Origin of the sequence: Mycobacterium sp. NPDC048908 (assembly GCF_043197955.1) — a bacterium.
In the GTDB taxonomy this organism is placed as follows: domain Bacteria; phylum Actinomycetota; class Actinomycetes; order Mycobacteriales; family Mycobacteriaceae; genus Mycobacterium.
This window is the reverse complement of sequence record NZ_JBICUE010000014.1, coordinates 1-11,979: the sequence shown is the minus strand read 5'-3', so window position 1 is coordinate 11,979 and position 11,979 is coordinate 1. Positions and strand designations below refer to the sequence as shown.

Here is an 11,979-nt window from a genome sequence, read left to right as displayed (position 1 = left end):
ATTTGCGTACAAACGCGGTCGCTCGCGCAGGAATGACTGACCAGTGAGCACCAATGAGGGATCGCTCTGGGGCGGCCGGTTCGCCGACGGGCCGTCGGATGCCCTTGCCGCGCTGAGCAAGTCGACGCACTTCGACTGGGTGCTGGCGCCCTACGACGTCGCCGCATCGAAGGCCCACACGCTGGTGCTGTTCCGCGCGGGGCTGCTGACCGAGCAGCAACGTGACGGTCTGCTTGCCGGTCTGGACAGCCTGGCCTCCGACGTCGCCGACGGCAGCTTCGGGCCGCTCGTCACCGATGAGGACGTGCACGGTGCGCTGGAACGCGGCCTGATCGACCGGGTCGGCGAGGATCTTGGCGGCAGGCTGCGGGCGGGCCGGTCGCGTAACGACCAGGTGGCCACGCTGTTTCGGATGTGGCTGCGCGATGCGATCAGACGGGTGGCCGACGGTGTGCTGGACGTAGTGGGTGCACTTGCCACCCAGGCGGCGTCGCATCCGACGGCGATCATGCCCGGCAAGACGCACCTGCAGTCCGCACAGCCGGTGCTGCTGGCCCATCACCTGCTGGCCCACGCCCATCCCCTGCTGCGCGACGTCGATCGGATAGCAGACTTCGACAAGCGGGCCGCGGTGTCGCCGTACGGTTCCGGCGCACTGGCCGGGTCGTCGCTCGGATTGGATCCCGACGCGATCGCCGAGGACCTCGGGTTCGACACGGCGGCGGACAACTCGATCGATGCGACAGCCGCCCGTGACTTCGCCGCGGAGGCGGCCTTCGTGCTGTCGATGATAGGCGTCGACCTGTCCCGGCTGGCAGAAGACATCATCCTCTGGAGCACAACCGAATTCGGATATGTCACCCTGCACGATTCATGGTCGACGGGCAGTTCGATCATGCCGCAGAAGAAGAACCCGGACATCGCCGAGCTGGCCAGGGGCAAAGCAGGCAGGCTGATTGGCAACCTCACCGGCCTGCTGGCCACGCTCAAGGCGCAGCCGTTGGCTTACAACCGCGACCTGCAGGAGGACAAGGAGCCGGTCTTCGACTCGGTAGCCCAACTCGAACTGCTGCTGCCCGCGATGGCAGGCCTCGTCGCCACCCTGCGCTTCGACGTCGACAGGATGGCGGAACTGGCGCCGCTGGGCTACACGCTGGCCACCGACGTCGCGGAATGGCTTGTGCGCAGGGGAGTCCCGTTCCGGGTCGCGCACGAGGCCGCGGGCGCGGCGGTGCGCGCCGCGGAAGCCCGCGGCGTTGGGCTCGAGGATCTCGAGGATGCCGAGCTTGCCGGTATCCACCCCGAATTGACGCTCGAAGTGCGCGAGGTGCTCACCGTCGACGGGTCGGTCAACTCGCGTGACGCGCGTGGTGGCACGGCCCCGATCCAGGTTGCCAAACAACTCGGCGTCGTCCGGGAGACTGCTGACCGGCTACGGGGCCGGTTGCGTCGCTAGTCCTCGGCGGCAGCCAGCCACGCCTCCTCCAGAGTCTCCTTGCGCTCCAAGAGTTCCTGAAGCTGGCCGTTGAGCTCGCCGACCCGCACATGATCGGCAGCCGCCTCGGCCATCGCCTCATGCAGCGCGGCGATCTGGTCGTCGAGCTTTTCGAGCTGACCCTCGATGCGGGCCATTTCCTTACCCGTTCTGCGCTGCCGGGCCGACGACGACTCACTTCGCGACGGCGACGCGGCCTTGGTTCCGCCGGACGCGTTGGCCCGATCCGCCAGATACTGCTCGATACCGCCGGGAAGCAGATCGCATCGGCCGCCGCCGGTCAGCGCATACGTCACGTCGCTGACCCGCTCCAAGAAATACCGGTCGTGGGTGACGACGATCAGCGTGCCCGGCCAGCCGTCCAGGTAATCCTCGATCACGGTCAGCGTGTCGATGTCCAGGTCATTGGTCGGCTCGTCGAGCAGCAGCACGTTGGGCTCGTCGAGCAGTAGCCGGAGGAACTGCAGTCGGCGTCGTTCACCGCCGGACAGTTCGGCGATCCGCGTCGTCAGCTTGTCGCCCGTGAAACCGAAGTCCTTCAGCAGAGTGTCGGCGCTGATCTCCCGCCCCGCCGCGAGCTCAGTTATCCGGCGGCGGTTCTCGACTGCGTCCAAAACCCGCGCGGCACCGTCCAATTCGGCTAGTGCCTGGCTCAAGTAGCCGATCCGCAGTGTGCTGCCACGCTTAATCGTTCCTGCCGACGGCTGGAGTTCGCCGGTCAACAACCGCAGCACCGACGTCTTTCCGGTGCCGTTGACGCCGACCAACCCGATCCTGGCACCTGGTCCGATGGACCAATCCACGCGATCCAAGATCACCCGATCGGCGACCTGCAACACGACCCGGTGCAGGTCGAAAACGTCCTTACCCAGTCGGGTGATGGCAAACCGTTGCAGCACAAGCGAATCCCGCGGTGGCGGCTCGTTGGCGATCAGTTCGTTGGCGGCCTGGATACGGAACTTCGGTTTCGACGTGCGTGCAGGGGGGCCGCGTCGAAGCCATGCCAGCTCCTTGCGCATCAGGTTGCGCCGACGCGCCTCCGTCCCCGCCGCCACCCGCATCCGCTCGGCGCGAGCCAGGACGTAGGCCGCGTAGCCGCCCTCGTAGGCGTCGACCGCGCCGTCGTGTACCTCCCATGTGCGCGTGCACACCGCGTCCAGAAACCAGCGGTCGTGACTCACCACCACCAGCGCCTTGGCCCGGCGCCCGGTCAGGTACCGGGCCAGCCACCCGATCACCTCGACGTCGAGATGGTTCGTCGGCTCGTCGAGCACCAGCACGTCGTGGCCGGCCAACAGGACCTCGGCCAGCGCCACCCGCCGCCGCTCGCCACCCGACAACACGCCGACCGGCGAGTCCAGATCGATGCCGGCCAACAGGTGCGAAACCACCTCACGCGTCTCGGGTTCGGCCGCCCACACATGGTCGGCGCGGCCCTTGACGATCACGTCCCGCACGGTGGCGCCTATCAGCTCATCGCCCTGACGCAAGTAGCCAACGGACAAACCGGAGGTGTGCGTCACCCGGCCCGAATCGGGCGGCCGAGCGCCGGTCAACACTTGAAGCAGCGTCGTCTTGCCGTCACCGTTTCGACCGACGACGCCGACCGCGTCGCCCTCGTCGACACCGAGGCTGACTCCGTCCAGCAGTGTCCGTGTGCCGTATCCGACGGTCGCCCGCTCGGCGTTGATCAGATTCGCCATCAGGCGCCGATGATATGTGGGCGGCGTGAAATGATGATCAGTGCAGTCGGGGGACTGAAGGCGCATTAAGGGGAGTGGTGGTGGATCTGTCGGCTATTACCAGGCCTGTGGGGCGGCTGGTGGCCACCGCACAGAACGGGTTGGAAGTGCTGCGCTACGGCGGCCTCGAGACCGGGGCCGTACCTTCCCCATTTCAGATCATCGAGAGCGTCCCGATGTACCGACTGCGGCGCTACTTTCCGCCGGACGCGCGGCCCGGTGCGAAACGGCCTGGGCCTCCGGTGTTGATGGTGCATCCGATGATGATGTCGGCCGACATGTGGGACGTCACCCGCGACGACGGCGCGGTCGGGATCCTGCACAACGCGGGCATCGACCCGTGGGTGATCGACTTCGGCTCACCAGACAAGGTCGAGGGCGGCATGGAACGCAACCTCGCGGACCACGTCGTCGCATTGAGCGAAGCGATCGACACCGTCAAAGAGGTCACCGGCCGCGATGTGCACCTGGCCGGCTATTCGCAGGGGGGAATGTTCGCCTACCAAGCGGCGGCCTATCGCCGGTCGAAGGATTTGGCGAGCATCGTGGCGTTCGGGTCGCCGGTCGACACCCTTGCGGCGTTGCCGATGAACATGCCGGCCAGCATGGCTCCGGCGGCCGCCGAGTTCATGGCCGATCACGTGTTCAGCCGCATCGACATCCCCGGCTGGCTGGCGCGCACCGGCTTCCAGATGCTCGACCCCGTCAAAACCGCGCAGTCGCGGCTGGAGTTCCTGCGGCAACTGCATGACCGCGAGGCGCTGCTGAGCCGCGAGCAGCAGCGTCGGTTCCTTGCCTCGGATGGTTGGATCGCGTGGTCCGGACCTGCAATCGCCGAGCTGCTCAAGCAGTTCATCGCCCACAACCGGATGATGAGCGGCGGCTTCTCGATCCACGGTGACCTGGTCACGCTCTCGGATATCGACTGCCCGGTGCTGGCCGTGGTCGGCGAGGTCGACGACATCGGCCAGCCGGCCTCGGTGCGAGGCATCAAACGCGCCGCGCCCAAGGCAGATGTCTATGAATTCCTCATCCGCGCAGGGCATTTCGGCCTGGTGGTCGGCTCTAAGGCCGCGAGCCAGACGTGGCCGACCGTCGCGCAGTGGGTCATGTGGATCGACGGCGGCGGGGAGCAACCCGATGGCGTCAACCCGATGGCGCTGCAGCCCGCGGAACACAGCGAGAGCGGCGTCTCGTTCACCTCGCGTGTGGCACACACCACCGCGGCGGCCACCGAGCTGGCGTTCAGCCTGGCCCGCACCGCCGCCGAAGCTTTGGTAGCCGCCAACAAGTCGGCGCGGACGCTCGCGATCGAGACGTATCGCACCCTGCCGAGGTTGGCCCGGCTCGGCCAGATCAACGATCACACCCGCATCTCGCTCGGTCGTATCATGTCCGAGCAGGCCCGCGACGTGCCCCAGGGCGAGTGCCTGTTGTTCGACGGGCGCGTGCACACCTACGAGGCGGTGGACCGCCGCATCAACAATGTCGTGCGGGGCCTGATCGAGGTCGGTGTCCGGCAGGGCGCGCGCGTCGGTGTGCTGATGGAAACCCGGCCCAGTGCGCTCGTCGCGATCGCCGCGCTCTCACGCCTCGGCGCGGTCGCGGTGTTGATGCCGCCCGACGTGGACTTGGTTCGGGCGGCGCGGCTGGGCGCGGTGTCAGAGGTGATTGCCGACCCGACCAACCTCGAAACAGCACGCAGGCTCAACATGCGGGTGCTGGTGCTCGGCGGCGGCGAATCACGAGATCTGCATCTGCCCGAGCACGCCGAGGTCATCGACATGGAGAAGATCGACCCTGACGTCGTCGACCTGCCCGGCTGGTATCGACCCAACCCGGGTCTGGCCCGCGACCTGGCGTTCATCGGGTTCAGCAACATCGGTGGCGACCTGGTGGCCCGCCAGATCACCAACTACCGGTGGGCACTGTCCGCATTCGGTACGGCGTCGGCCGCCAACCTCGGCCGTGCGGACACCGTCTATTGCTTGACGCCGTTGCATCACCAGTCCGGGTTGCTGGTGAGCCTCGGCGGCGCGGTCGTCGGCGGGTCGCGCATCGCGTTGTCGCGGGAACTGCGCCCGGCCCGGTTCCTGCAGGAGATCCGTCAGTACGGCGTCACGGTCGTGTCCTATACGTGGGCGATGCTGCGTGAGGTCATCGACGACCCGTCGTTTTCGTTGACGGGCAGCCATCCGGTGCGGCTGTTCATCGGATCCGGTATGCCGACCGGTCTGTGGAAGCGTGTCGAAGAGGTGTTCGCGCCTGCCCACATCGTCGAGTTCTTCGCGACGACCGACGGCCAGGCCGTGCTCGCCAACGTGTCCGGGGCCAAGGTAGGCAGCAAGGGCCGACCGCTCCCCGGCGGCGGCGACGTCGAACTCGCCGCCTACGACGCCGTTGATGACCTGATTCTGGAAGACGACCGCGGATTCGTCCGCAGGGCCGACACCAACGAGGTCGGTGTGCTGCTGGCCCACCCACGCGGACCGGTGGACCCGACTGCGTCGGTCAAGCGCGGCGTCTTCGCGCCCGCCGATACGTGGGTGTCGACGGAATACCTGTTCCGTCGGGACGAGGACGGTGACTATTGGCTGGTCGACAACCGTGGCGCCGTCATTCACACCGAGCGCGGCATTGTGTTCGCCTCGACCGTCAACGATGCGGTCGGCAGGCTCGGAGCGGTCGATCTGTCCGTCACCTACGGCGTCGACGTGAACGGTGCGCACCTATCCGTGACCGCGCTTGCGCTGTGTCCCGGCGGCAGCATTCCGTCGGCGGATCTGAACGAGGCACTGGCCGATCTGCCAGTCGGCTGCCCGCCCGACATCGTGCATGTGGTGCCGGACATGAAGCTCGGCGCGTCCTACCGGCCGTTGGTCAGCCCGCTGAAGGAGCAGGGCATCCCCAAGCCGTCGCGTAACGCTTGGTATCTGGACCCCGATACGAATCGGTACAGGCGGTTGACTGTCGCCGTACGTACCGAGATCGCCGGCGCCCAACAGTGAAGCGTCATCACTGTTAGGCTCCCGCTGGCGGCAGGAGGAGATGACATTGCAGACCGGTAATCTGCGGCGCCCCGTGACGGGCGCCTTGGGCGGCAGCGCCGTGGTGATCGGACTCCTGATGGGCGTCGGGGTGGCGCCCGCGTTCGCCGAGCCCGGTCAAAGCTGCACAGGGGCCGAATGCGCCAAGAACGACCCGGCGGCAGCGAGCGCTCCGGCCGACGCCGCGCCGGCGATGACAGCCGATCAGGTCCTCGCCATCATCGACCAGGACTACGACACCGGCGCAGGCGGCGGTCAGCTGTCCCAGCTGATCCACAGCGTGCTGCAACTCCGCGCCCAGGGCTTCAAGCCCTCCAACGCAAACAAAGACGCCATCGTGAAGGCGTTGGACTACCGCCCGAACCAGGAGCCACTCATCGAGGCGCTGAAGGACACGCTGGCATACCAGCACAAGATGCAGGCGCTCCAGCAGAACGCGAACAACCCGTCTCAGCCGGGATACAACTTCGGCATCGGCCAGGCCCCGCCGGGCATGGGGCCAGCAGTCCCGCCGGGCGTGCCCGTGGAGCCGGGCGGAAACCCCGGCATGTTCATCGGCGTCGGCTAGCCAGACGTCGTGCTCGACGAAAAGCTGCTGAGCATTCTGGTCTGCCCGCAGGACCTCGGCCCGCTGTTGCTGGTCGACTCAACCCATCAGGAGTACCTGTACAACCCCCGGCTGCGCCGCGCGTACCGGATCGAGGACGGCATTCCGGTGCTACTCGTCGACGAAGCGGTCACCGTGACAGACGATGCCGAGCACCAGCGGATGCTGGATCGCGCCTCAGGTGAGGCCGGGTAGCTCGCCGGTCAGATAGCGCTGCAGGTTGGGCGCGATGGTTTCGGCGATCTGCTCGACGGGCAGTGACTTGAACGGCTCCAGTTCCAGGATGTATCGCGCCATCACGACGCCCACCAACTGAGAAGCGACGAACTGCACACGAAGTCGCCCACTGCCGGGCGGATTGTCCACCCGATTCCCGACCTCGACCGCGATCACCTCTTGGAGAAACGAGCGGATCAGCGACACTTCGCCACCCGCGAGTATCGAGCGCAGCGTCGCGATGAAACCCTTTCCCATCTCGGAATCCCACAGCGACAACAGGATCGACGGCAATACGTGGCCGATCTGGTCCACCGGCACCTCCCGCAGCGGACCGATCACCTGCATCGGATCGATCGGAATGTGGATGGCCGCTGCAAACAGCTGCGTCTTGGTGCCGAAGTAGTGGTGCACCAACGCCGGGTCGACGCCCGCGTCCTTCGCGATCGCGCGGATCGACGTCTTGTCAATGCCGTTGCGGGCAAACAGGTTACGCGCACTCGCGAGGATCCGCTCACGAGTGTCCGATATGCCCGGCGGGCGTCCGGGGCGTTTACGTTCGAGCTCTGCGGTCAAATTATGGCGTCCTCCGTCGAAGCGTCGCGGCCGCCAGGCCCAACGCGAGCACTGCGAAGCCGACCACGACGGCGATGTCGCGCACCGCGATGACCGTCGGCTCCGAGTATGCCCCAACCTGCTGCAGCGCCTCCAAAGCGTAGCTGGCCGGCAGCACATTGCTGATCCACCGCAGCCAGTCGGGCAGCACGTCGCGGGACACGATGATGCCGCACAGCAACAGCTGCGGGGCGATCACCAGCGGCATGAACTGCACTGCCTGAAACTCTGTGCGCGCGAATGCGCTACACAACAAGCCGAGCCCCACGCCGAGAACGGCGTTGATGATCGCGATGAGGAACACCAGAATCGGGCTGCCCTTGGTGTCCAGACCGAGAAACAGGTACGACACCAAGCAAGCCAGGGTGGCCTGAGCCGCCGCGGCGATGGAAAACGCGGTGCCGTAGGCGGCGAGCAGGTCGAGCCTGCGAAGGGGAGTGGTCAGAATCCGCTCCAGCGTGCCCGAAACCCGTTCCCGCTGCATAGTGATCGACGTGATCAGAAACATCACGATGAGCGGAAACACTCCTAGCATGATCAGGCATGCGTTGTTGAAAGGGCTCGGCGTGCCGGGCCGGTGCGGCGCATTCTGAAACATGAAGTACATCAGCGTGATGATCAGGCTCGGTACAACGAGGATCATCGCGACGCTGCGGTGGTCGGCGGCGAGCTGACGCAGAATCCGCCCGGTGGTGGCGACGTAGGCCTGCGGACTCAGCTTGCCGCGGTTGCGGTGTTGTGCCTGATGACGGACAGAAACGCTTGCTCCAGTGACTGACATCCCGTGTCCTCTCGTAGCTTCGCCGGTGTGCTGTGGGCCAGCAGATGGCCTTCGCGCATCAGAAGCAGGTCGCCGCAGTTGTCGGCTTCGTCCATCACGTGACTAGAAACAACCAAAGTCGTTCCGCGCCGGGCCAGTTGGTGGAACTGCTCCCAGAGGTCGACCCGCAGAACGGGGTCAAGACCGACGGTGGGCTCGTCGAGCACCAAGAGTTCGGGATACGAGACCAGCGCACAGGCCAATGAGACGCGCGTGCGTTGTCCGCCGGAAAGGTTGCCGCACAACGCAGTTCGATGATCGGTGAGGCCGACCGCAGCGATCGCCTGATCGGCGGCGCTGGCGCCGGTTCCGTAGAGCGCCGCAAAGTAGCGAACGTTGTCGACGATGCGCAGGTCGTTGTAGATCGTCGGGTCCTGTGTGACGTAGCCGACTCGGTGGCGCAAATCGGCCGAGCCTGCGGGACGGCCAAGCACCGTCACCGTGCCCTCGTCCACGATCTGGGTACCGACGATGCTGCGCATCAGCGTTGTCTTGCCACAGCCGGACGGGCCGAGCAGAGCGGTGATCGAACCGCGAGCGATCTGCAGCGAGATGCTGTCCAGGGCGACCCGTTTGCCCCGGATGACGCGAAGGTGACGGACGTCGATGGCGGGCTCGACCGGCGCCCGAAGAAATTCATCGCTTGATGAACTCATCATGTGATGAATAGTCCTCCCCGGTGGAGGGCATGTCAAGGCTCGAAGGCACAATCGCACGGGTGAACGCCGCGCCGCTGTCCGTCGACCCCGTCACCGCGGCCCGCCGACTGCTAGGGGCGACTCTGACCGGGCGCGGAACCACGGCGACGATCGTCGAAGTGGAGGCGTACGGCGGGCCCGCCGATGGCCCCTGGCCGGACGCCGCGGCGCACTCCTATCGTGGGCCGACCGGACGCAACAAGGTGATGTTCGGGCCCCCGGGCCGGCTGTACACCTACCGCAGCCACGGCATCCATGTGTGCGCGAACGTCGTGTGCGCCACCGATGGCGTTGCGGCTGCCGTTCTCTTGCGCGCGGCCGCCGTCGAGGCCGGCTTGGACACGGCTCGATCGCGACGCGGCGATTCGACGAGGCCCGCTGCATTGGCGCGTGGTCCAGGGAATCTTTGCTCAGCTCTCGGAATCACGATGGACGACAACGGGATTGACTTGTTCGACACGGCCAGCCCGATCACGTTGACGCTGGGCGAGCAGCACGACGCTGTCGTTGGCCCGCGGGTGGGGGTGAGCAAGGCGGCGGACCGAACTTGGCGGTTTTGGCTGACCGGCCGACCCGAGGTCTCGCTGTACCGACGTAGCACGCGTGCGCCGGCACCCGGTGAGAGTGATTAGTTGGCGCGTTGCAGCGTCAGGGCCGGTGGTTTGAGCCGGGCGCATCGTGGTCCGCCGCGGTCGTCGGTGAGATCGACTCGGGCGATGAGGTGTGCGGTGTCGGACTCTGCGACGAGCGGTTCGAGATCGGAGAGCACGAGTTTGGCACGGCGGAACATCGCGAACGCCCCGTCAACGTCAACGTTGCCCCAGGTCAGGTAGACAAAACGGTCGCCGCGTCTGCCCTGCACTGCTGCGCCCCGGAAATCCAGGCTGCCATCGCATGTGACCACCTCGATCGGCAGCGACCACGACGACGACAACGCATCGCCGCGCACGAGTTCGCGAGGCTCCTTGCCGACCTGGATGCCGACGTGGACGTTCTCGTAACATTCGTCGCCCGACCGCCATACGCGGCCCGGCAGGTGATAGCCCTGGATCTGCAAAATCATCAGGGTCGACGGTAAGGGAAGATCGAGCTGTGACTTCTGAGGACGCGGCGATACTCGACGAGTTGGAGTGGCGGGGACTGATTGCACAGTCCACCGACAGAGAGGCGCTTGCGACCGAACTCGGCTCCGGGCCCGTGACCGTCTACTCCGGTTTCGATCCGACCGCCCCGAGTCTGCACGCCGGTCACCTCATTCCGCTGCTGACGTTGCGGCGCTTTCAGCGGGCGGGACATCGACCCATCGTGCTGGCCGGCGGCGCCACCGGAATGATCGGCGATCCGCGCGACACCGGCGAACGAACACTCAACACAGCCGACACCGTCGCGGATTGGGCCGACAGAATCCGCGGCCAGTTGGAGCGCTTCGTCGATTTCGACGATTCGCCGACCGGCGCGATCGTGCAGAACAACTTGTCGTGGACGAGTGAGCTGTCGGCGATCGAGTTCCTCCGTGACCTCGGTAAGCACTTCTCGGTCAACGTGATGCTCGACCGCGACACGGTCCGGCGCCGACTGGAGGGCGACGGCATCTCCTACACCGAGTTCAGCTACATGCTGCTGCAGGCCAACGATTACGTGGAACTGCACCGGCGGTACGGCTGCGCACTGCAAGTCGGCGGGTCGGACCAGTGGGGCAACATCATCGCCGGGGTGCGACTGGTTCGCCAGATCGCGGGCGCGACGGTGCACGCGCTGACGACGCCGTTGGTGACGGACTCTGAAGGCAAGAAGTTCGGCAAGTCGACCGGTGGCGGCAGCCTGTGGCTCGACCCGGACATGACGAGCCCCTATACCTGGTATCAGTACTTCATCAACACAGCGGACGCCGACGTCGTGCGGTACCTGCGATGGTTCACTTTCCTGTCTCGCGAAGAACTCGCTGAACTGGAGCAAGCCACCGCGGAGAAGCCGCACGAGCGCGCAGCGCAGCGCCGACTCGCCCGCGAACTGACCACGCTGGTGCACGGCGAGGCGGCGACGACCGGCGTCGAACATGCAAGTCAGGCGCTGTTCGGCAGGGGCGAGTTGTCGCAACTCGATGAGCCGACACTGTCCGCCGCACTACGCGAGGCCTCAGTCGCCGAGCTCCAACCAGGTGGCCCGGACACCATCACCGACCTGTTGGTCGCCACGGGACTCTCGCCGAGCAAGGGGGCCGCGCGACGGACGATCGGCGAAGGCGGCGCCTATGTCAACAACACGCGCATCGACAGCGAAGAGTGGGCGCCGCAGCAGACGGACTTCCTTCACGGTCGCTGGCTGGTGCTGAGGCGCGGAAAGCGAAATTTCGCCGGGGTCGAGCGTGTCGGCTGAACGCGGGAACAAACCATTGCCACTGTGCGTTAGACCACTTGTCGGAGTCGACGCACATCCGTGCGCACGATGGGTCGAAGTCCGAAAGACACGATCTATCAGGCCATTTGACTCCGAGTTATCCCTCACGTAACTTATCGGAGTCGCTGCGACACGGGCCTGGCCCGAAGAGCGCGGCGGCTCCCAGAGGGAAGCCCCACTTCGGTGGGTTCCTGATCGTCCGCACTACGTAATCCGCGGCCTTTGGCCGCGGGCTCGTTGCGCGGCCGAGCGGGTGTGTTGTTTGAGAACTCAATAGTGTGTTTGGTGGTTTTTGTTTGTTGTTTTTTGCCGCCCCTTTTTTTCCCGTTTAGGGGGTGGTTT

At 66.0% G+C, this 11,979-nt stretch carries 11 protein-coding genes; 6 read left to right on the top strand and 5 right to left on the bottom strand.

Translation table 11 applies throughout. From position 1 onward, the window contains the following. Positions 1-43: 43 nt before the first annotated feature. On the top strand, positions 44-1,456 hold the full coding sequence (gene argH / locus ACGFK1_RS26720; RefSeq protein ID WP_393436672.1) for an argininosuccinate lyase: 1,413 nt from the start codon (positions 44-46) through the stop codon (positions 1,454-1,456). Here argH and ACGFK1_RS26715 read toward each other — a convergent pair. Then, positions 1,453-3,198 (bottom strand): ABC-F family ATP-binding cassette domain-containing protein, encoded by a 1,746-nt coding sequence (locus ACGFK1_RS26715; RefSeq protein WP_393436670.1) that lies wholly within the window; start codon positions 3,196-3,198, stop codon positions 1,453-1,455. The two genes, argH and ACGFK1_RS26715, sit on opposite strands and share 4 nt — an antisense overlap. 77 nt (positions 3,199-3,275) lie before the next feature. On the opposite strand from ACGFK1_RS26715, the gene ACGFK1_RS26710 reads away from it, so the two are divergent. From ACGFK1_RS26710 to ACGFK1_RS26700, 3 genes are read left to right on the top strand one after another with little or no spacing between them, the layout of a single operon-like run. Then, positions 3,276-6,245, top strand: coding sequence for an acyl-CoA synthetase (locus tag ACGFK1_RS26710; RefSeq protein ID WP_393436667.1), 2,970 nt, complete (start codon positions 3,276-3,278; stop codon positions 6,243-6,245). A 40-nt stretch (positions 6,246-6,285) separates the two neighbouring features. Continuing rightward, a complete protein-coding gene (locus ACGFK1_RS26705; protein WP_393436665.1) occupies positions 6,286-6,852 on the top strand; it encodes a hypothetical protein in 567 nt (188 codons plus the stop codon). Positions 6,853-6,861: 9 nt separating this feature from the next. Next, positions 6,862-7,086, top strand: coding sequence for a Trm112 family protein (locus ACGFK1_RS26700; protein ID WP_393436662.1), 225 nt, complete (start codon positions 6,862-6,864; stop codon positions 7,084-7,086). On the opposite strand, the gene ACGFK1_RS26695 is transcribed toward ACGFK1_RS26700, so the two are convergent. From ACGFK1_RS26695 to ACGFK1_RS26685, 3 genes are read right to left on the bottom strand one after another with little or no spacing between them, the layout of a single operon-like run. After that, positions 7,069-7,683: a TetR family transcriptional regulator gene (locus ACGFK1_RS26695; RefSeq protein WP_393436659.1), complete on the bottom strand. Its 615-nt coding sequence runs from the start codon at positions 7,681-7,683 to the stop codon at positions 7,069-7,071. The two genes, ACGFK1_RS26700 and ACGFK1_RS26695, sit on opposite strands and share 18 nt — an antisense overlap. A 1-nt stretch (position 7,684) precedes the next feature. Then, positions 7,685-8,503 carry an ABC transporter permease gene (locus tag ACGFK1_RS26690; protein WP_393436656.1) on the bottom strand — a complete coding sequence of 273 codons (819 nt, stop codon included), beginning with the start codon at positions 8,501-8,503 and terminating at the stop codon, positions 7,685-7,687. Next, positions 8,437-9,201: an ABC transporter ATP-binding protein gene (locus ACGFK1_RS26685; protein ID WP_393436653.1), complete on the bottom strand. Its 765-nt coding sequence runs from the start codon at positions 9,199-9,201 to the stop codon at positions 8,437-8,439. The genes ACGFK1_RS26690 and ACGFK1_RS26685 overlap by 67 nt, the downstream gene beginning before the upstream one ends. Before the next feature lie 29 nt (positions 9,202-9,230). Here ACGFK1_RS26685 and ACGFK1_RS26680 point away from each other — a divergent pair, with 29 nt between their 5' ends. Beyond that, entirely contained in the window at positions 9,231-9,872 is a 642-nt protein-coding gene (locus ACGFK1_RS26680) for a DNA-3-methyladenine glycosylase (protein ID WP_393436651.1), read from the top strand. On the opposite strand, the gene ACGFK1_RS26675 is transcribed toward ACGFK1_RS26680, so the two are convergent. Next, a complete protein-coding gene (locus ACGFK1_RS26675) occupies positions 9,869-10,303 on the bottom strand; it encodes a DUF5990 family protein (protein WP_393436648.1) in 435 nt (144 codons plus the stop codon). The two genes, ACGFK1_RS26680 and ACGFK1_RS26675, sit on opposite strands and share 4 nt — an antisense overlap. Before the next feature lie 29 nt (positions 10,304-10,332). On the opposite strand from ACGFK1_RS26675, the gene tyrS reads away from it, so the two are divergent. Further along, on the top strand, positions 10,333-11,616 hold the full coding sequence (tyrS, locus tag ACGFK1_RS26670) for a tyrosine--tRNA ligase (protein ID WP_393436646.1): 1,284 nt from the start codon (positions 10,333-10,335) through the stop codon (positions 11,614-11,616). Positions 11,617-11,979: the final 363 nt, after the last annotated feature.